Source organism: Mycobacterium sp. OAE908 (assembly GCF_017872775.1).
Lineage (GTDB): Bacteria > Actinomycetota > Actinomycetes > Mycobacteriales > Mycobacteriaceae > Mycobacterium.
In genome coordinates this window covers 553,523-572,129 of the sequence record NZ_JAGGJL010000002.1, presented here as the reverse complement: position 1 = coordinate 572,129, position 18,607 = coordinate 553,523, and the positions used below count along the sequence as shown (strand labels likewise).

The window sequence follows — 18,607 nt, the reverse complement described above, 5'->3', positions numbered from 1 at the left end:
CTCCTTATGCCTACGTGCTCGCGCGCGAACGCCGGGCGTCGAGGACCACCTGAACGATCAGGACGATCACCGCGACGGTCATCAGCAGCGTGGACACCGCGTAGGCGCCGTACTCGTTGCCGCGGTTGTACCGGTCGGCCACCAACAGTGTGAGGGTTTGCGAAGTTCCCGGCAGGTTGGAGGACACCATGATCACCCCACCGAACTCGCCCAGCGTGCGCGCAATCGTCAACACGACCCCGTAGGTCAGGCCCCACCGGATCGATGGCAGTGTGACCTTCCAAAACGTCTGCCACCACTGCGATCCCAGCGTTGCGGCGGCTTCCTCTTGGTCAGTACCGATCTCGTGCAGCACCGGTTCGACTTCACGAATCACGAAGGGAACGGTCACGAAGATGCTCGCCAGGACGATGCCGGGGAAGCCGAAGATGATCTTGAGGCCGAGGTTGTTTTCGACGAACCCGAAGAGTCCCGCGGAGCCCCACAACAGGATCAGCGCGACACCGACCACCACCGGTGAGACCGCGAACGGCAGGTCGATCACCGCTTGCAGGGCACTCTTGCCACGGAACCGGTTGCGCGCCAACACCAATGCGGTTGGCACGCCAAACAGAACGTTGAGCGGCACCACGATTGCCACCACAAGTAGCGACAGTTGGAGCGCCGAGAGCGCCGCAGGGGTGCTGATCGAGTCGAAGAACGCGCCGATGCCGGGCCGGAACGTGCGCCACAGAATCAGCCCGACTGGCACGATGACGAGGATCCCGATGTACGCCAGGGCAAGGTAGCGAAGAAGAAGTCGGACAGCCGGCGTCAGCGTCATTGCGCCAGCTCCTCACGCTTGGCCGCCCTCGATCCGACCGCCCGCAGGATGAACAGTACGACGAACGAAACCACAAGCAACACAATGGAGATCGCCGCGGCGCCGGTGCGGTCGTCGTTTTCGATCAGGGTGCGGATCCACTGCGACGACACCTCGGTTTCACCGGGCACCGCCCCGCCGATCAGCACCACCGAACCGAACTCGCCGATGGCGCGCGAGAACGCCAGCCCGGCTCCGGACAACAGGGACGGCAGCAAGGCGGGCAGGATCACCTGAGTGAAGATCGTCGCGTTGTTGGCACCCAACGATGCCGCAGCTTCCTCGACCTCCCGGTCGAGCTCGAGTAGGACCGGCTGCACCGAACGCACCACGAACGGAAGCGTGACGAACAGCAGCGCTATGCCCACGCCCCACTTGGTGTGCTGAAGATGAAGATCCACAGGGCTATTCGGCCCGTAAAGGGCCAGCATCACCAGGCTCGCGACAATCGTCGGCAGCGCGAACGGCAGATCGATGACGGAGTCGACGAGTCGCTTGCCCGGAAAGTCGTCTCGGGTGAGCACCCAGGCCACTATCAGCCCGAAGAAGAGGTTGACCAGGGTCACGCCTACCGAGATCGTCAGCGTCACCCGGAACGACTCGAGCGCCGCATTCGAGGTGACTGCGCGCCAGAACGCATCCCAGCCGCCGCCCGCTGACTGCCACACGATTGCCGCCAATGGCAGCAGCACGATGACACTCAGCCAGATCGAGGCGGCCCCCACCCGCAACGACGTCGTCCCATACCGACCGCCGAACAGGCGGGGCGCCCGGCCGCCCTCACCGTTTCCGGTGAGTTCTGGCCGGGTCGCCTCCGGATTGGGTTCGACGGTTGCCGTCATCCAGTCGCCTGCTTGTAGATCTTCGTGATGGTTCCGTTGTCCTTGTCGAACAACGCGGGATCAACCGCGCTCCATCCTCCCAGATCAGCGATCGTCCACAGCTTCTCTGGCGTCGGGAAATCGGTGGCGAAGTCGGTCGCGACGGACGGATCGACGGGCCGGAAGCCGGCCTGCGCCCAGATCTTCTGCCCTTCCTTGGTGAACAGGTAGTTCTTCAGCGCGGTCGCCTTGTCCAGATGCGCACTGGAGGTCACCACCGCGACAGGGTTCTCGATCTTGAAGGTCTGCGGCGGGTTGATGTGCTCGACGGGCTTACCCTGCCGCTCGACGTTGATGGCCTCGTTCTCGTAGCTGATCAGCACGTCGCCGGTCCCCTGCAGGAACACGTCGGTGGCCTCGCGGCCGGAACCCGGGCGGGTCTTGACGTGCTCGGTGACCAGCTTGTTGATGAAGTCCAGACCCGCCTGCTGGTCCTTGCCACCGTTGCTCTTCGCGGCGTACGGCGCCAGCAGGTTCCACTTGGCGGAGCCGGAGCTCAGCGGGCTCGGGGTGACGACCTCGATCCCCGGCTGCAGCAAGTCGTCCCAGTCTTTGATGTGCTTCGGGTTGCCCTTGCGGACGACCAGCGAAACGACCGACCCGAACGGGATGCCCTTGGTGGTGTCCGCATTCCAGTCCTTGGCAACTTTGTTCGCCTTGACCAGGCGGCTCACGTCGGGCTCGACCGAGAAGTTGACGATGTCGGCGGGCTTGCCGTCGACGACCGCGCGCGACTGGTCGCCCGAAGCGCCGTACGACGTGGTCACGGCCACGCCCTTGCCTTCGGGGGTGGCGGCGAACGCCGGGATGATCTTGCTCCAGCCGGGCTCGGGCACCGCGTACGCGACAAGCGTCAGCGTCGTCTCAGCGGCCGGCTGATCGCCGCCGCCCGCCACATCGCTGGATCCCCCGCCGCATGCCGCGAGCAGCGACGCCGTGACGGCGAGAGCGGCGGCAGGCCGCCAGGACTTCCGAAGGTTGAGCATTGTTGACCTTTCCTTGCTGGGGACTAACGGGACAGCCCGTCGCGACGGCAAGGCGAGGAATCAGTACATGGGCATGAAAACAGCCGTTACCGACACCAGACCGCGGACGGGAATGGAGTCAGCAACAACAACAGACATCAGCGACAGCACTGAATCCCACGGCAATGAGGGCCAGGATGTGGCCACTCTTGTTGCCGGACGCTGTACGCATGGCGCGAAGAATAACAGAGTCTGGCAACGCACCCATGGTTGGCCTTAGCCCGGTCAACGGGTCAACAACCACGCAACGAGCACCAACACCACGAGGATGACGAGCACCAGGGTGACTCGCGAACGCGGCAAACCACTCACTCCTCGTCCTCGTGCTGATGACGCGCGCGCCGCAGGATTCGAATCCCGTTGCCAAGCGCGCCGTCCAGAAGGATCGCGATCCCGTAGGCCAATGCCAGCACCACCGGCATCACCACCGCGGTCTGTGCGACGAACGGCAGGCCGGAGAGCCACAGTTCGACGCCGTCCCACCAGTTGAGGAAGCCGCCCACCCGGCCAGCGTATTCGATGGGAAGATTGCCTCGTGGCGGCCGACGGTAAGCCCACCGAGAAGACCACCTGTGTGATCGCCGGTGGCGGTCCCGCGGGAATCATGCTGGGGCTGCTGCTCGCCCGTGGCGGCGTCGACGTCACCGTGATGGAGAAGCACGCCGACTTCCTGCGCGACTTCCGCGGTGACACGGTGCATGCCAGCACGCTACGACTGCTCGACGAACTCGGCCTTGCCGACGAGTTCGCCCGGATGCCACACCGCGTGATCGACACGCTGAACATGAAGATCCAGGGCACCGAGGTAAGCATCGACTTGAGCCGAATTCCCGGTCCGCACAAGCACATTGCCCTGGTGCCTCAGTGGGATTTCCTCGAATTGCTGGCTGCGGCGGCCGAGAAGGAGCCGACGTTTCGACTCTTGCGCAGCACCGAGGTGCTGGCGCCGATTTTCGGCGAGGGGACGCGCAGAGAAAAAGTGATCGGTGTGCGCTACCGCGACGGCGAGGGCGAGGTGCATGAGTTGCACGCCGAGTTGACGGTGGCGTGTGACGGCCGCTCGTCGACGCTGCGCGCGGCGATGGGGTTGACGCCGAGGAGTTTCGGCGCGCCGATGGACGTGTGGTGGTTCCGACTGCCGCGTAATCCCGACGATCCGCATGGCCTGGCCGGTGTGCTCGGCGCCGGGCATGCGCTGATCGTCATCGACCGCGGCGACTACTACCAATGCGCGTACGTCATCCCGAAGGGCCGCGACGCAGAGCTGCGCGCGCAGGGCATCGAGACGCTGCACCGCGCCGTGGTGTCTCTCGTTCCGTGGTTGGCCGATCACATCGCCTCGCTGACATCGTTCGACGACGTCAAGCTGCTGGACGTCCAGTTGAACCGGCTGCGGCGCTGGTACGCCGACGGGCTGTTGTTGATCGGCGACGCGGCGCACGCCATGTCTCCAGTCGGTGGGGTGGGGATCAACCTGGCGGTCGCCGACGCGGTAGCGGCCGCCGCCGCGCTGGCGGGCCCGCTGCGCCGCGGCCCCGTGTCGACCAGGCAGTTGGCCCGGGTGCAAGCGCGTCGGTGGCTGCCCGCCGCGCTGATTCAGTCGGTGCAGCGGACCATCCACACCCGCGTCATCGCCGTCGCTGTTTCTGCAGGTCAAGCCGCCGAGCCGCCGTTTTTCGTCCGGCTGGCCGGCAGGGTTCCGGCGCTGCGCTCAGCGGCGGGATACGGGATCGCGATCGGGCCGCTGCCCGAACACGCACCGAAGTTTGCCCGACGCTGAGCCGAAAGACGCTTGGACACGCATCGACACAAGTAGACGCCGGGGCTCTCCGCAGTTGATGATGTCCGCATGGTTCTGCAACAAACCGAACCGTCCGACGGGGCGCCGAAGGCCAATGGCGCAGCGGCCGTTGCGGTCGACGAGTCCGACGCCCCGTTCACCGTGACGGCACCGGTCCCGTATTCCGGCGGCGGGTTGCGGAATCCCTTTCCGCCGATCGCGGACTACGCGTTCCTTTCCGACTGCGAGAACACCTGCCTCATTTCGTCGGCGGGCTCGGTCGAATGGCTGTGTGTCCCGCGCCCGGACTCGCCAAGCGTGTTCGGCGCGATCCTCGACCGCGGTGCAGGTCACTTCCGGCTCGGCCCGTACGGCGTTTCGGTGCCCGCGGCCAGGCGTTACCTCCCGGGCAGCCTGATCCTGGAAACCACCTGGCAGACGCACACCGGCTGGGTCATCGTGCGCGATGCGCTGGTGATGGGGCCGTGGCACGACATCGAGACCCGGTCCCGCACGCATCGGCGCACGCCGATGGACTGGGACGCCGAGCACATCCTGCTGCGCACGGTGCGATGTGTGAGTGGCACGGTCGAGCTGGTGATGAACTGCGAGCCGGCGTTCGACTACCACCGCATCCCCGCGACATGGGAGTACTCGGCGCAGGCGTACGGCGAGGCGATCGCGCGGGCCAGCCGTGACCCCGACGCGCATCCGACGCTGCGGCTGACCACCAACTTGCGGCTGGGGCTGGAGGGCCACGAAGCACGGGCCCGCACGCGAATGAAGGAGGGCGACAACGCATTCGTCGCGCTGTCGTGGTCGAAGCACCCGGCGCCGCAGACCTATGACGAGGCCGCCGACAAGATGTGGCAGACCAGCGAGTGCTGGCGGCAGTGGATCAACATCGGCGACTTCCCGGATCACCCGTGGCGGTCGTATCTGCAGCGCAGCGCACTGACGCTGAAGGGCCTTACCTATTCGCCGACCGGCGCGCTGCTGGCGGCGCCGACCACCTCATTGCCGGAAACGCCTCAGGGCGAACGAAATTGGGACTACCGATACGCGTGGGTGCGTGATTCGACGTTCGCGTTGTGGGGTCTGTACACATTGGGTCTGGACCGCGAGGCCGACGACTTCTTCGCGTTCATCGCCGACGTGTCCGGCGCCAACAACGGTGAGCGCCATCCGCTTCAGGTGATGTACGCCGTCGGCGGGGAACGCAGCCTCGTCGAAGAGGAACTGAATCACCTGTCCGGCTACGACAACGCCCGCCCGGTGCGCATCGGCAACGGCGCCTATAACCAGATGCAGCACGACATCTGGGGCACAATGCTGGATTCGGTCTATCTGCACGCCAAGTCGCGCGAGCAGATCTCCGACACGCTGTGGCCGGTGCTCAAGCAACAGGTCGAGGAAGCGATCAAGCATTGGCGTGAACCCGACCGCGGCATCTGGGAGGTGCGCGGCGAACCGCAGCACTTCACCTCGTCGAAGATCATGTGCTGGGTAGCTTTGGACCGCGGCTCCAAACTCGCTGAGCTACAAGGCGAGAAGTCCTACGCGCAGCAGTGGCGGGCGATCGCCGAGGAGATCAAGGCCGACGTGTTGGCCAATGGCGTCGACTCGCGTGGCGTGCTGACGCAGCGCTACGGCGACGATGCGCTGGACGCCTCGCTGCTGCTGGCGATCCTGACCCGGTTCCTGCCTGCCGACGATCCGCGGGTGCGCGCAACGGTGCTGGCCATCGCCGACGAGCTGACCGAGGAGGGCCTGGTGCTGCGGTACCGCGTCGAGGAGACCGACGACGGCCTGTCCGGCGAGGAAGGCACGTTCACGATCTGCTCGTTCTGGCTGGTTTCGGCGCTGGTCGAGATCGGCGAGATCCACCGGGCCAAGCACCTGTGTGAGCGGCTGCTGTCGTTCGCCAGCCCGCTACACCTCTACGCGGAGGAGATCGAACCGCGAACCGGCAGGCACCTGGGCAACTTCCCGCAGGCGTTCACCCACCTGGCGTTGATCAACGCGGTCGTGCACGTCATCCGCGCGGAGGAAGAGGCCGACAGCTCCGGGGTCTTCGTGCCGGCCAACGCGCCGATGTAGAGACGGTAGCGAGCCGATGACGGCTCGGTAGCGCTTCAGGATCATCGTGGCTTGATCCCTTGTTGACCGCTGACCCATCACGCACGATGACTGCATGAGTTATCGCGTGGGTGAGGACACTTCGCGCCGAGTGATCGACGTGGCCACAGGGATCCTCGTCGCACTGCGCGGCTGCTCCGATCAGGAAGCCTTCGAGGAACTGGTGCGCGTGGTGCATCAGACGGGCATCGGCATCGGGCGGCTGGCCGCCGGTTTGGTGGCGCTGGCGAGCGGCTCGACCACTGCGGAGCATGCCGAGGCGTTCGCGGTGTGGGGCGAGCTGGTGCGGCGTCCGCTGGCCGCGACTTCCTGACAGCGTCAGAAGTATCCGCTCCTCGGCAGCCGGGGCAGCGGCGTCGTTGGAGCGCTTCGCCGCCGTTCACCTTCACCACGCCGTCGGGATTCGCGGCCCCGCACTAGTCACAGCAGCAATCCTCCGACGACGATGACGGCGACGCCAAGAGCAACCAGGAGCCACGGCCAGCCGGCGGTCAATCGCACATCGGCCAGCATCGGTCCGTCGGGGCCTGAGAGGTATGCATCTTCGACCACGAGCAGAGGCTAGGCGTCAAGCATGGCCGATTCACCGGCCACGACGACCGAAATCCCGCTGCCCGGATTGTGCACGTGGACCCAAGTGCTTAGTCAATTCCCCTGTGGCATCGTCTTTTCAGCGAGTGTGCACAGGGCGCGAAACACCACCCTTACACCTTCGAATCAGAGTGGTTGTAACGCTGACGGCAGCGACGCTGTCCTGGCGGTGTTGCCATGTACGAGACACGCACGTCAGGGCTTCGTTAGGTTGAGCACGTGGGCGACGACAACGCGTCGGAAGCCGAGCCTGACTACCGATTCACGCTGGCCAACGAGCGCACGTTTCTGGCGTGGCAACGCACCGCGCTCGGACTGCTGGCGGCGGCCGTCGCCGTCGTGCAGTTGATCCCCGAACTGTCGATTCCCGGCGCACGTCATGTGCTCGGAGTCATTTTGGCGTTGCTCGCGATCCTCACCGCGGGCATGGGAATTCTTCGGTGGCGACAAGCCGATCACGCCATGCGCCGAGGCCTGCCGTTGCCCCGCCATCCCACGCCCATGTATCTCGGCATCGGACTCGTCCTGGTCGGGTTGCTCACCGCGGGCCTCATCGTCGTCAAGGCAGTTTCCGGTTGACGAGCAACAGCCAAACCCAGCCCGAGCGAACCACATTGGCGTGGACGCGGACCTCGCTGGCCGTGCTCGCCAACGGCGCGATCCTGTTGATCCGCGACACGCACGGCAAGCCCAGCGCACCACAACTTGCAGCGGCGGGTGTCGCTGCCCTGCTTGCGATTTCGACCTATCTCATCGGCCACAGGCGCCAACGGATGCTGGCCCAGCGCCCACTGCCGAACCGCATTTCACCGCGGCGCGAGGTCTATCTCACCGGCAGTGCGATCATCGCACTGATTGTGATCAGCGCTCTGGCGCTTACGGTTTGAGCTACTTCTTGGCCGCGTTGGCGACCATCTGGTTGGCGATCGTCGCCGCCTCGTCCTTGACGTCGTAGCTGCAGGCCCATGCCTCAACGGTGACGTTCGAGACCACCGACAGGCCGTGCTGACATGCCCAGCCGCCCGCGTCCTCCTGCGCCGTCAGCTGCGTGATCAAGTTGTCTTCCGAGGCGACGTTGTCGATCTGCCACAAGTAGGTGGCGTTGGCGTCATCAACCGACACCGAATAGCCCGAGCATTTGTCCCACGATGCCTTCGAGTCATCGAAGAACTTCTGCGCCTTCTCGGCCGACGGATACAACACCGCGGTCTGCTCGACCCAGTGCTCGTTGTCCTCACCGGGCTCGCGCACCACTTGGTCGCGCACCGCCGTCCAGCCGCTGCCTGCGTAGACGGGCTCCTCCGCGCCATAGATGGAACCGAGGCAGTCGGGGTCGGAGACCTCGCCCGAGTGATCGGTCATGTCCTCCAGCTCGCTGGTGACCTTCATCTGCGTGGAGCCCATGATGCCGTTGAGTTCGCCAATCGACAGCAGCACGTCGTCGAGCTTGGCCTCGGTCAGCGGCGGCACGTCGATCGGCGCCGCGTTTTGCGCGCGCACCGCATTGCCGGACACTGTGCTCACGCAACCCGAGAGCAGGACGGACACCGCGATGACGGCCCCGAGGGTGCATGCGTGGGCGGCCGTGCGGACAAAGATCACCGCGCTATTGTGACCGACCGGCCCCGAAAGTGTCGGGTAGCCGTCAATTTTTGCTGGTTGCGCAGGCGCGGGCGCTCACGAAACGCCGATCTTCTGCAGCATCAGATTCGCGACGCCAACGGCACCGGCCGCGTTGCCACCGTTGACCGCGGGCGGGTTCGTAACCTCCACATCCACAACGCAATCCGATGTGACGCCGAGGGCGCGCTGGATCGTCGAACCGTTGTCGTGCAGGACGATCGCGGACACCATCTTGTTGTCGACGACGACGTCGGTGATCCGGCTCAACCCATCGGCTCCGTGCTCCGGTTGATGCAACACCAGCGTCTGGCCGTTGCAGCGGTGCCACTTGTCGGCCGCCGCCGCGAAGAACGCCTGAGCATCGTCGGGAGTGGCGAACTGCACGGCGCCGAAAAAGCCCGAGTATGACGGGCCGCTCTGATCCCCGCCGATCCACGACTGACTCGCCACGGTGCGCACCGGATTCGCCTGATACACGATCTTTTCCAGCCGGAAGCCCGCGCTGACGCAGTCCAGCGGCGTGGCCTCTGATTCGCGCACACCTGCCAACAGCATCTCCGGCCCGCCCTTGACGGGGCGGCCCATGAAGCCCGCAGTACCCAGGATGGTGGCCAGTTCGTTGGTCGTCGGCAGGGCCTGATCCAACGCCCGCGACATTGTGGGCTTGGCGGCCTCGGTGATGTGGACGGTGGGAGCACTCTGCACCGCGGCCGAGGAGCAGCCCGCCAGCACCGCGCATGCGCTCAACGCGACGATCGTCGACCGGGTTGAGCGCATCATCGTCTGAAGACTCCTACTTCTTGGCCTTGTCGGCCGGGGCGTCGGTGGACAGCGCGGCGACGAACGCCTCCTGCGGCACCTCAACCCGGCCTATGGTCTTCATTCGCTTCTTGCCTTCTTTTTGTTTCTCCAGCAGCTTGCGCTTACGCGTGATGTCACCGCCGTAGCACTTCGATAGCACGTCTTTGCGGATCGCGCGGATGTTTTCGCGAGCAATGATCTTGGAACCGATCGCGGCCTGCACCGGAACCTCGAACTGCTGACGCGGAATCAGTTCCTTGAGTTTGGTCGTCATCTTGTTGCCGTAGGCGTACGCCGAGTCCTTGTGCACGATCGCGGAAAACGCGTCAACTGCCTCGCCCTGCAACAGAATGTCGACCTTCACCAGCTCGGCTTCCTGCTCGCCTGCCTCCTCGTAGTCGAGACTGGCGTAGCCGCGGGTGCGCGACTTCAGCGCATCGAAGAAGTCAAAGATGATCTCCCCCAACGGCATTGTGTAACGCAACTCAACGCGCTCGGTTGACAGATAGTCCATGCCGCCGAGTTCGCCGCGCCGCGATTGGCACAGTTCCATGATCGTGCCGATGAATTCGCTTGGCGCGATGATGGTTGTCTTCACGACGGGTTCGTACACGCTGCGGATCTTCCCGTCGGGCCAGTCAGAAGGATTGGTGACGACGAGCTCGTCGCCATCTTCTTTCACGACGCGGTACACCACGTTGGGCGACGTGGAAATCAGGTCGAGATTGAACTCACGCTCGAGCCGCTCGCGGGTGATCTCCATGTGCAGCAGGCCGAGGAAGCCGCTGCGGAATCCGAAACCCAGTGCGACCGAGGTTTCCGGCTCGTAGGTCAGCGCGGCGTCGTTGAGCTGCAGCTTGTCCAGCGCATCGCGCAAATCGGGATAGTCGGAGCCGTCGACGGGATACAGCCCGGAATAGACCATCGGCCGGGGTTCGCGGTAGCCGGTCAGCGGCTCGGTCGCGCCGTGGCGCGCTGCCGTCACGGTGTCGCCGACCTTCGACTGACGCACGTCCTTCACGCCGGTGATCAGGTAGCCGACCTCGCCGACGCCGAGGCCGACGGACGGCTTCGGTTCGGGTGAGACGATGCCGACTTCCAGCAGCTCGTGAGTGGCGCCGGTGGACATCATCTTGATGCGCTCGCGCGGGACGATCTTGCCGTCGACGACGCGGACGTACGTCACCACACCGCGATACGTGTCGTAGACAGAGTCGAAAATCATGGCCCGCGCTGGGGCGTCGGCGTCACCGACCGGCGGCGGGACCTCGCGGACGACGTGGTCGAGCAGTTCGGAGACGCCCGCGCCCGTCTTTCCGGACACCCGCAGCACATCGGTGGGCTCGCAGCCGATGATGTGGGCGATTTCGGCGGCGTACCGCTCCGGGTCGGCCGCGGGCAGGTCGATCTTGTTGAGCACCGGGATGATGTGCAGGTCGCGGTCCAGCGCCAGATAGAGGTTGGCCAGCGTCTGCGCCTCGATGCCCTGGGCGGCGTCCACCAGCAGCACGGCGCCTTCGCACGCCTCCAGCGCGCGGGACACCTCATAGGTGAAGTCGACGTGGCCAGGAGTGTCGATCAGATGCAGCACATAATCGGTGCCATCCAGTTGCCATGGCAGCCGGACGTTTTGGGCCTTGATCGTGATGCCGCGTTCACGCTCGATGTCCATCCGATCCAGGTACTGCGCACGCATGTCCCGATCGGCAACCACACCGGTCAGCTGCAGCATTCGATCAGCCAGCGTCGACTTGCCGTGGTCGATGTGGGCGATGATGCAGAAGTTCCGAATCTGCGCCGGCGCCGTGAAGGTTTGGTCGGCGAAACTGCTGATGGGAATCTCCTGGTGAGCGCGTTGGTGTGCGGTACCAGGGTATCTAGGCGAGGCCGTCTCGACACAATCGCGGCCGCTGCGACTCCCCTATGCTCGGGTTTATGGCCCCGCCATGGAAACCACTGCAGACGTTTCAACGCTTTGCGGAGAACCTGGTGTTCAACGAGGCGCCCAAGTTCATCCGTCAACAGCTGCAGACCGGCATCCAGACCAGCATCAGAATCGGGCTCGACGCGCTGTCCGGCATGCCCACCGACGAGGCCCCGGCCATCACCGCGGGCCGCCCGGTCACCGACAACAGCGTTCCGACCGCACAGCGGGCGCGCAAACTGGTGTACGCCCCTGACCTGGACGGCCGCGCCGATCCCGGCGAGATCGTATGGACCTGGGTGGTCTACGAGGACGATCCGACCCGCGGCAAGGACCGGCCGGTGCTGGTGGTCGGCCGCGACCGCTCGACGCTGCTTGGCCTGATGCTGTCCAGCCAGGAACATCACCGCAACGACCGTGACTGGGTCGGCATCGGCAGCGGTAGCTGGGACTACGAGGGCCGGGCCAGCTGGGTGCGGCTGGACCGCGTGCTCGACGTGCCCGAAGAGGGCATTCGGCGTGAGGGCGCAATCCTGGAGCGCGAGGTGTTCGAAATCGTGGCCGCCCGGCTGCGCGCCGAATACTCCTGGAGCTAGCCGCCATTTCGGCGTGGGCCCCCGCGCAAGCTGGGGAGGACCGTGTTTGCACGCAACACGCCGCACTTTCTTGGCATTTTGGGGTCGCTCGCGGTAGTTATCGCGGGTTGCGCCACATCGGCCACATCGGCGGCCCGCCATCGGGCAGCTTGATCTCGCCCATGATCTCGAAGCCGAACCGCAAGTAATACGACTCGTTCTTCGGATTGCTGTTCTCCAGGTATGCCGGAGAGCCTTCGGCGTCGCACCGGTCGAGCCGCGACAGCATCAACGCGTGGCCGAAACCCGCTCCCCGCACGGCCGGGTCGCTGCCGATGAGCATGAGATACCAGTGGGGCTCTTCGGGATGGTGCTTTTCCATCAGCTCCATCACCCGCATGCTCGCGGGTACTCGGGAGCGAAATGCCCACAGCATCGTGGGCGTCGTGATGAGCTGCTCGACCAGGCCAGGCTTGCGTTGGCCTGGTGGATCCCACAGCGTGGCGGCGCCGACGACGCCGTCGCGCACCCCGACCTCCGAACCCGCGCGCGGCAGAAAATGATGGCGGGCCAACGGAGCGAACGCCCTGGTCAGCGCCGTCAGCCGGGAGCTGTCATCGGGCAGCATCCAGCTGGTCACCGGGTCGTCGTAAAACGCCTTGGCCAAGACGCGGGCAGCGCCGCGCACATCGCTCCGCCCCAGGGGGCGGACGCCGATCGACACTCAGCGCCCTTGAGTGATGTAGGCCTGGAGATGCTGCTGCTCGGCCTCGAGTTCTTCCAGTCGGTTCTTCACGACGTCGCCGATGCTGACGATGCCTGCCAGGCGCCCGTCGACCACGACGGGCACGTGCCGCACCCGATTCTCGGTCATCAGTGCACTGAGGCTGTTGACCGAATCCTCCGGTGTGCACGTCACCACCACCGTCGTCATGATCTCCGACACCGGGCGGTGGAGTATCTCGGTGCCCAATTCGTGCAGCTTGCGCACGACGTCGCGCTCCGAAACGATGCCGACCAGCCCGTCCTGCGACACCACCACCATGGCGCCGATGTTGTGCACGGTGAGCTCCGTGAGCAGACCGGCGACCGACGTCTCGGGCGTGATGGTGGCCACCGCCGCACCCTTGTTCCGCAATACATCTGCGATCCGCATGGTCGCCTCCCGCTCGTGACTTACTTCACAGGCTAAGGCCGGCGCACCCGGCGTGAAAGGCATTTCGTGGTTGCAACACTGTCACGTCTGCGACCTGCCTGTTCGGTTGATATCTGCGGTCAAACGATGCCAAACAGGCGCGCGACCGGAATACAGTTTCGGCAAGATTCGTTAGGAGCCACCATGACGAGTGCCAACGCAGTGCCCACGGTCAAATTGGGCGACGAATTAACTGTCAGTGCAATCGGTTTCGGCGCCATGGCGCTGACCCCCGTGTATGGCGAAGTCGACGACACCGAGTCGCTTGCCACGCTGCATCGCACGGTGGACCTCGGCGTGACGTTCATCGATACCGCCAATATCTACGGCAATGGCAACAACGAGAAGCTGATCGCCAAGCTGCTCGCCGACCGCCGCGAGGAGGTCACGCTCGCCACCAAGTTCGGCATCCAGGGCAACCCGGCCGACCGGGCCGCAGGCAAGATCGGCGTCCGTGGCGACGCCGCCTATGTCGCGCAGTGCATCGACGAGAGCTTGCAGCGGCTACAGACCGACGTGGTCGACCTCTACTACATGCACCGCCGCGACGTGACCGTGCCGATCGAGGAAACCGTCGGTGCCATGGCCGAATTGGTGGCCGCAGGCAAGGTCCGCCATCTGGGCCTGTCGGAGGTGACGGCCGACGAACTGCGGGCGGCAACCAGCGTGCATCCGATCGCCGCCGTGCAGAGCGAATGGTCGATCTGGAGCCGTGACGTCGAACGGAACGTGGTACCCGCGGCCGCCGAGCTCGGCGTCGGCTTCGTGCCGTATTCGCCGTTGGGCCGGGGGTTTTTGACCGGAACGGTCCGGTCGGCCGCCGACCTGTCGTCGCCGAACGACTTTCGCAAGACGATGCCTCGATTCAGCGAGGGCGCGCTGGACGCCAACCTCGCGGTGGTCGAAGTGGTCAGGTCCGTCGCTGAGCAACAGGATGCGACGCCGGCCCAGGTGGCGCTGGCGTGGCTGCGCTACCGCGCCGAGGCGCTTGGTGTGGCCTCGGTGCCGATTCCCGGCACCCGACGGGCCGAACGAGTCGCGGAGAATCTCGGCTCTCTGTCGGTGTCACTGACGCCTGAACAGCTCGACACGCTGGATGCTGCCGGCGCGTCGGTCTCGGGCAATCGGTTCGCGGACATGACGTTCGTCTCGGCAGGGCGCGAGTAGTCACTCCGGCTGCGGAGGTGTGACGCGTAGCGCGATCGATGCGTCGTCGAACTGCGCTGCCTGCGCGCGGATTCTGCTGATCTCGCTGGGCCGCTTCAGCAGTCCGCGGACGGCGATGATGGCGACCTGCTCGCCGACCCGGATCGCCTCTTCGACCCGGTCGCCCTGATCCGTGTGTAGGCGTGTGCGCTTCTGGGCGCCCTCATCGAAGTTCAGCAGTAGGCCCGCGGTTTCCTCGCGATCGCATTCGATGAACTTGCCCTCGGTGATCGCGGCCCCGATCAGGTCGACGACCCAGTTCTTCAACCGCTCGTAATCCGCCCAGAATTGGTGGAATTCGGCCCGCTGGTCGTGGGCGATCCGTTGGATTTCGTTGAAGTCGATCGGCGACAGCGCGAGCTGCATGGTGTCGAACCGCAGCAGCCGGTAGAGCTTGACCGCGGGCGAACCGGAGCCCGCGCCGACCTCGGCGATGAACTTCAGCGGCGCCCGGTTGACCAGCAGGGTCTCGCCGAGCAACTGTTCCTTGTTGCGGAACCAGTAGTACAGCGACGACTGCTGCAGGCCCGCCGCACGCGCGATGTCGCTCATCGTCGTTTGGGCGTAGCCCTTTTCCGAGAACAACTTGGTGGCCGCGTTGACGATGTCGGCACGCGGCTTGACGGCCCGTGCGGCATCGACGCGGTTGGTGGCGGTGTTGCGCGGTCGTCCGATGGCGTGGAGTTTAGCCAAGCGGCGGCTGCTCACTGTGCGCACGCGTGACGGTGTCACGCGCGGCGGTGACCACGTCGCGCCACAACTCGAGGCCCATCGACTTCGTCGCCCGCGACGGATATCCGGTCACTCCGTTGGTCGACACGTGCTGGACTGCATATTTGAAGACGGCGCCTTCGGTCCGGTCGGGATCGTCGGCGTCGCCGATCCTGTCCGTGTCGACCAGCTCGGGCCGCAGCACCAGCATGAGCGATGTCTCCGCGGCGTTCGCGTGCCAGTCGAGCGCATCCTCCGTCGCGCGCTGCGCAATGTCGGGTGTCAGATCCCACCACTGCATGACACCGATGCGCAGCTCGGGAAACTCCCGCCGGAAACGATCGCATGCGATCCAGAGCGCAGCGGCATTACCGACATGACCATTGACGAACAACAGCCTTCGGAAGCCGTTGTCGACGCAGGCTTCCGCGACAAGGTATGCCGTCGCAGCGGTCTCCTCGCCCGAGAACGCCACCGTTCCCGCGAGCCGGGTGCCGTGAAAAAAGCTGGCGCCGAAGGCAAGTGGCGGCAGCACGACCGCCGTCTCCCCCGCCGCCGCATCGGCCAGCGCCGTCGCGATGATCGTGTCGGTGCCCACTGGCAGATGGGGCCCGTGTTGTTCGGTGGCGCCGACGGGTATCAGCGCCACGCAGTCGGGGTCGGCTGCCAAGCGATCGGCGAGTTGGGTCGACGTGAGTTCTTCCCACAGGTGGCTCATGGTCACCAGAACCTCAGGTAACGCTCGGTCTCCCATGCCGACACGTGTGCGGTGTACCCGTCCCATTCGGCGCGCTTCTCGGCGACGAACGAGTCGAACATGGCGTCGCCGAAAACGCTGCGAACCAGTGGATCGGCTTCGAGCGCGTCGATCGCTTCACCCAGTGACCTTGGTAGCCAACCGATTCCGCGCGCCATAAGGTCCGGTTCGGTCAGCCGGTAGAGGTTGTCCCGGTTGGGCTCGCCCGGGTCGAGGCCCCCGCGGATGCCTTCGAGGCCTGCGGCCAACATCAACGCGCCCCCGAGGTAAGGGTTGTTGGCGCTGTCGGCGGCGCGGCACTCGACGCGTCCACCGCCCCTCGGGATACGCAGCATGTTCGTGCGGTTGTTGTCGCCGTAGCAGGCGAACACCGGCGCCCACGTCAGGCCGGACATGCTGCCCTGCTTGACGAGCCGCTTGTAGCTGTTGACCGTCGGCGCAATGACCGCGCAGATCGCATCCGCATGGCGCAGTACGCCCGCGATGAACTGGTAACCCAGCATCGACAGTCCGCATCCCCGCGGATCCTCGTCGGCAGCAAAGAGATTCGTACCCGAGGTGTCGGCAAGCGACATGTTGTAGTGGGCGCCGCTGCCGGTACGGTCGGCGAACGGCTTGGGCATCCACGATGCGAACAGACCGTGCTTGCGGGCGATCTCGCCGACCATCATCCTGAAGAACACCAGCCGGTCGGACATCGTCACCACGTCGGTATAGGTGAAGTCGGTTTCGAACTGCCCGTTGCCGTCCTCGTGGTCGAAGGAGTAGACGTCCCAGCCGAGTTCGTTCATCGCGGACACGATCTCATCGACCACCGGGTAGTTGTGCAGCATGGTGCGCAGGTCGTAGCAGGGCTTGTCGAGATTGTCGTCGGGGCTCGCTGGCGATGGTTTGTCGTTGTCGGTGAGCAGAAAGAACTCCGTCTCGATGCCGAGATTGAAGGTGTATCCGAGCGTCGCGGCGTCGGCCGTCACGCGCTTGAGGATCTGTCTGCTGCACGCCTCGAACGGACTGTCGCCGATCCACAGATCGCCTGGAAACCAGGCGATCTCGCGGTTGAACGGCATGATGATCGGCGCGTCGAGGTCAGGATGCGGGGCAACCTCGTCGTCGTTGACATCCTGTGGCACCCCGTCCAGGGCAGCCCCGGTGAACATCTCGGAGCCCAGCGCAGCCTGGGTCAGATGGCCGAGCGGCACCATCTTGCTCTTTGGCTTGCCGTGCATGTCGACGAAGCTGATCGCGGCGTACTTGACGCCCTTGGCCGCGAGCGCATCTGTCACCTCCAGTGCGGTGGACGCGATGCCGGTCTGGCCGTTGAGGGTTGTCGTCATTGTCATCCTGTCGATGCGAGGGTGGTTGGATTGGTCAGTCCGAGTTCGCGGCCGAGGTAGCGGTAGAACTCCCACAGCGGACGTTCGAGGTGTGACAGCCGCCCCTTGCTGGTTACGCCGGAGCGAACCGCGCGCTGCACGGCGGCGCAGACGTCGAGATCCTCGCGATGGACGTCGCAGATCAGCTTGACCAGCTCGTTGCGGCGTTCCTCAACATTGGGTGCGGCGAGCGAGGCGGGCGACATGCAGATGTCGAGCTGGAGCTCGATCTTGCCCGCGCCCAGCGGAAGCGTCTTGAGCCAGTACATGTATGCCGGGCCCATCGCGATCTGCAGCAGGGGGTAGGCGATGAAGATCAGCGACCGGTCTTTGTGCTCTGCGGTCAGCGTGTCGGCACCCGGCGACAGGAACGGCGGGTCCGAGGGGTATTCGGGCCGCTGCTGTGACCACATCGTGGTGAAGTAGTCGCCGACCTCACCGGTGAAGCTCATCGCGGCGGGGAATCGGTCCTCCAGCGACCCGCGGTGCGGGCCCATGTGGTGGTAGCACTCCATGAAGTTGTCCACCATGATCTTCCAGTCCCAGTCGCACACCCCCCAGTCGGTCTGCTCGACGGTCTGGTAGTTCTCCAGGTCGTAGGCGTCGACGATCGGATCGAGCGCGGCGTATTGGCTCGCCAAGGACTCGGCCTGCCCGTCGAAGTTCACCATCACGAAGCCCTTCCACACCTCGTGCCGAAACTTCTTGAGCGGGTGGTCATTCCGGTCGAAACCGGGCGACTTCTTCATCTCCGGCGCACCGGCTAGATGCCCGTCCAGACCGAAGGACCACAGGTGGTATGGACACTGCAACACGTTGGCTTCGCCCGCGCCGCTGCACACCTCCATCCACCGGTGCGTGCAATTGCGTGACAGCACGCGAATCTCGGAGTGACGGTCGCGGGTCACCACGAGTGGGGTGCCGAGGATGTCGATGCTGTAGTAGCTGCCGGCAGCGGCCACCTGCTCGACACGGCACAGCGGAATCCAGCCGCGCTTGAAGATGCGGTCGACCTCGGCTGCGTAGAGGTCGTCGCTGTGGTAGGCCTCAGGCGGCAACGTGACCGCCTTCTCGGGTGACTCCACGGCGCACGTGGCGGTGAGGCGGGAGTAGTCGAATGTCATGGCCCGACGTTATGGGCGCTCTGTTGCGGGCGGGTTTCCC

The 18,607-nt window shown here is 65.2% G+C and carries 20 protein-coding genes; 7 read left to right on the top strand and 13 right to left on the bottom strand.

The features are described from left to right. Positions 1–10: 10 nt before the first annotated feature. The 4 genes from cysW to J3E61_RS27935 all read right to left on the bottom strand — a co-directional run bounded on the left by cysW (position 11) and on the right by J3E61_RS27935 (position 3,271). Positions 11–823: a sulfate ABC transporter permease subunit CysW gene (cysW, locus tag J3E61_RS27950; RefSeq protein WP_210086082.1), complete on the bottom strand. Its 813-nt coding sequence runs from the start codon at positions 821–823 to the stop codon at positions 11–13. Continuing rightward, positions 820–1,704: a sulfate ABC transporter permease subunit CysT gene (gene cysT, locus J3E61_RS27945; RefSeq protein ID WP_192723314.1), complete on the bottom strand. Its 885-nt coding sequence runs from the start codon at positions 1,702–1,704 to the stop codon at positions 820–822. The genes cysW and cysT overlap by 4 nt, the downstream gene beginning before the upstream one ends. After that, complete coding sequence (locus J3E61_RS27940; protein ID WP_210086081.1) at positions 1,701–2,729, bottom strand: sulfate ABC transporter substrate-binding protein; 1,029 nt, start codon at positions 2,727–2,729, stop codon at positions 1,701–1,703. The genes cysT and J3E61_RS27940 overlap by 4 nt, the downstream gene beginning before the upstream one ends. 347 nt (positions 2,730–3,076) lie before the next feature. Next, complete coding sequence (locus tag J3E61_RS27935) at positions 3,077–3,271, bottom strand: hypothetical protein (RefSeq protein ID WP_192723316.1); 195 nt, start codon at positions 3,269–3,271, stop codon at positions 3,077–3,079. A 32-nt stretch (positions 3,272–3,303) separates the two neighbouring features. On the opposite strand from J3E61_RS27935, the gene J3E61_RS27930 reads away from it, so the two are divergent. The 5 genes from J3E61_RS27930 (at position 3,304) to J3E61_RS27910 (ending at position 8,165) form a co-directional block, all read left to right on the top strand. Continuing rightward, the gene (locus tag J3E61_RS27930) at positions 3,304–4,548 is read left to right on the top strand and encodes an FAD-dependent oxidoreductase (RefSeq protein ID WP_210086080.1); all 1,245 of its coding nucleotides are present in this window, start codon (positions 3,304–3,306) and stop codon (positions 4,546–4,548) included. Positions 4,549–4,617: 69 nt separating this feature from the next. Beyond that, entirely contained in the window at positions 4,618–6,648 is a 2,031-nt protein-coding gene (locus J3E61_RS27925) for a glycoside hydrolase family 15 protein (RefSeq protein ID WP_192723318.1), read from the top strand. Between the two features lie 94 nt (positions 6,649–6,742). Continuing rightward, positions 6,743–7,000 carry an ANTAR domain-containing protein gene (locus J3E61_RS27920; RefSeq protein ID WP_210086079.1) on the top strand — a complete coding sequence of 86 codons (258 nt, stop codon included), beginning with the start codon at positions 6,743–6,745 and terminating at the stop codon, positions 6,998–7,000. 497 nt (positions 7,001–7,497) lie between these two features. Continuing rightward, positions 7,498–7,857, top strand: coding sequence for a DUF202 domain-containing protein (locus tag J3E61_RS27915; RefSeq protein ID WP_192723320.1), 360 nt, complete (start codon positions 7,498–7,500; stop codon positions 7,855–7,857). Beyond that, positions 7,854–8,165, top strand: a complete 312-nt coding sequence (locus J3E61_RS27910) for a DUF202 domain-containing protein (RefSeq protein WP_192723321.1) — start codon at positions 7,854–7,856, stop codon at positions 8,163–8,165. The genes J3E61_RS27915 and J3E61_RS27910 overlap by 4 nt, the downstream gene beginning before the upstream one ends. A 1-nt stretch (position 8,166) precedes the next feature. On the opposite strand, the gene J3E61_RS27905 is transcribed toward J3E61_RS27910, so the two are convergent. The 3 genes from J3E61_RS27905 to lepA all read right to left on the bottom strand — a co-directional run bounded on the left by J3E61_RS27905 (position 8,167) and on the right by lepA (position 11,542). Continuing rightward, positions 8,167–8,880 carry a sensor domain-containing protein gene (locus J3E61_RS27905; protein WP_210086078.1) on the bottom strand — a complete coding sequence of 238 codons (714 nt, stop codon included), beginning with the start codon at positions 8,878–8,880 and terminating at the stop codon, positions 8,167–8,169. A 75-nt stretch (positions 8,881–8,955) separates the two neighbouring features. Continuing rightward, complete coding sequence (locus J3E61_RS27900; protein WP_210086726.1) at positions 8,956–9,678, bottom strand: sensor domain-containing protein; 723 nt, start codon at positions 9,676–9,678, stop codon at positions 8,956–8,958. Positions 9,679–9,694: 16 nt separating this feature from the next. Then, positions 9,695–11,542, bottom strand: coding sequence for a translation elongation factor 4 (lepA, locus tag J3E61_RS27895; protein WP_210086725.1), 1,848 nt, complete (start codon positions 11,540–11,542; stop codon positions 9,695–9,697). Between the two features lie 83 nt (positions 11,543–11,625). On the opposite strand from lepA, the gene J3E61_RS27890 reads away from it, so the two are divergent. Then, positions 11,626–12,222 carry a type II toxin-antitoxin system PemK/MazF family toxin gene (locus J3E61_RS27890; RefSeq protein WP_210086077.1) on the top strand — a complete coding sequence of 199 codons (597 nt, stop codon included), beginning with the start codon at positions 11,626–11,628 and terminating at the stop codon, positions 12,220–12,222. 97 nt (positions 12,223–12,319) lie between these two features. Here the strand turns inward: J3E61_RS27890 and J3E61_RS27885 are convergent, their stop codons facing one another. Then, positions 12,320–12,925 (bottom strand): GNAT family N-acetyltransferase, encoded by a 606-nt coding sequence (locus tag J3E61_RS27885; protein WP_210086076.1) that lies wholly within the window; start codon positions 12,923–12,925, stop codon positions 12,320–12,322. After that, on the bottom strand, positions 12,926–13,357 hold the full coding sequence (locus tag J3E61_RS27880; RefSeq protein ID WP_192723325.1) for a CBS domain-containing protein: 432 nt from the start codon (positions 13,355–13,357) through the stop codon (positions 12,926–12,928). A gap of 183 nt (positions 13,358–13,540) precedes the next feature. Between J3E61_RS27880 and J3E61_RS27875 the strand changes: the two genes are divergently transcribed. After that, positions 13,541–14,563: an aldo/keto reductase gene (locus tag J3E61_RS27875; RefSeq protein ID WP_210086075.1), complete on the top strand. Its 1,023-nt coding sequence runs from the start codon at positions 13,541–13,543 to the stop codon at positions 14,561–14,563. Here J3E61_RS27875 and J3E61_RS27870 read toward each other — a convergent pair whose 3' ends face one another. From J3E61_RS27870 to J3E61_RS27855, 4 genes are read right to left on the bottom strand one after another with little or no spacing between them, the layout of a single operon-like run. Beyond that, the gene (locus J3E61_RS27870; protein WP_210086074.1) at positions 14,564–15,334 is read right to left on the bottom strand and encodes a TetR/AcrR family transcriptional regulator; all 771 of its coding nucleotides are present in this window, start codon (positions 15,332–15,334) and stop codon (positions 14,564–14,566) included. After that, complete coding sequence (locus J3E61_RS27865; RefSeq protein WP_210086073.1) at positions 15,288–16,031, bottom strand: creatininase family protein; 744 nt, start codon at positions 16,029–16,031, stop codon at positions 15,288–15,290. Before J3E61_RS27865 ends, J3E61_RS27870 begins: the two co-directional genes overlap by 47 nt. Positions 16,032–16,033: 2 nt before the next feature. Then, a complete protein-coding gene (gene glnT / locus J3E61_RS27860) occupies positions 16,034–17,404 on the bottom strand; it encodes a type III glutamate--ammonia ligase (protein ID WP_210086072.1) in 1,371 nt (456 codons plus the stop codon). Positions 17,405–17,406: 2 nt separating this feature from the next. Further along, entirely contained in the window at positions 17,407–18,567 is a 1,161-nt protein-coding gene (locus J3E61_RS27855) for an aromatic ring-hydroxylating dioxygenase subunit alpha (RefSeq protein ID WP_210086071.1), read from the bottom strand. Between the last annotated feature and the right edge of the window lie 40 nt (positions 18,568–18,607).

Coding starts and splice junctions, on each gene's coding strand:
- J3E61_RS27940 (WP_210086081.1), bottom strand. CDS start 2,729: ATGCTCAACCTTCGGAAGTCCTGGCGGCCTGCCGCCGCTCTCGCCGTC.
- J3E61_RS27855 (WP_210086071.1), bottom strand. CDS start 18,567: ATGACATTCGACTACTCCCGCCTCACCGCCACGTGCGCCGTGGAGTCA.
- cysW (WP_210086082.1), bottom strand. CDS start 823: ATGACGCTGACGCCGGCTGTCCGACTTCTTCTTCGCTACCTTGCCCTG.
- J3E61_RS27900 (WP_210086726.1), bottom strand. CDS start 9,678: ATGCGCTCAACCCGGTCGACGATCGTCGCGTTGAGCGCATGCGCGGTG.
- J3E61_RS27865 (WP_210086073.1), bottom strand. CDS start 16,031: ATGAGCCACCTGTGGGAAGAACTCACGTCGACCCAACTCGCCGATCGC.
- J3E61_RS27920 (WP_210086079.1), top strand. CDS start 6,743: ATGAGTTATCGCGTGGGTGAGGACACTTCGCGCCGAGTGATCGACGTG.
- J3E61_RS27925 (WP_192723318.1), top strand. CDS start 4,618: ATGGTTCTGCAACAAACCGAACCGTCCGACGGGGCGCCGAAGGCCAAT.
- J3E61_RS27890 (WP_210086077.1), top strand. CDS start 11,626: ATGCTCGGGTTTATGGCCCCGCCATGGAAACCACTGCAGACGTTTCAA.
- cysT (WP_192723314.1), bottom strand. CDS start 1,704: ATGACGGCAACCGTCGAACCCAATCCGGAGGCGACCCGGCCAGAACTC.
- J3E61_RS27875 (WP_210086075.1), top strand. CDS start 13,541: ATGACGAGTGCCAACGCAGTGCCCACGGTCAAATTGGGCGACGAATTA.
- J3E61_RS27880 (WP_192723325.1), bottom strand. CDS start 13,357: ATGCGGATCGCAGATGTATTGCGGAACAAGGGTGCGGCGGTGGCCACC.
- glnT (WP_210086072.1), bottom strand. CDS start 17,404: ATGACGACAACCCTCAACGGCCAGACCGGCATCGCGTCCACCGCACTG.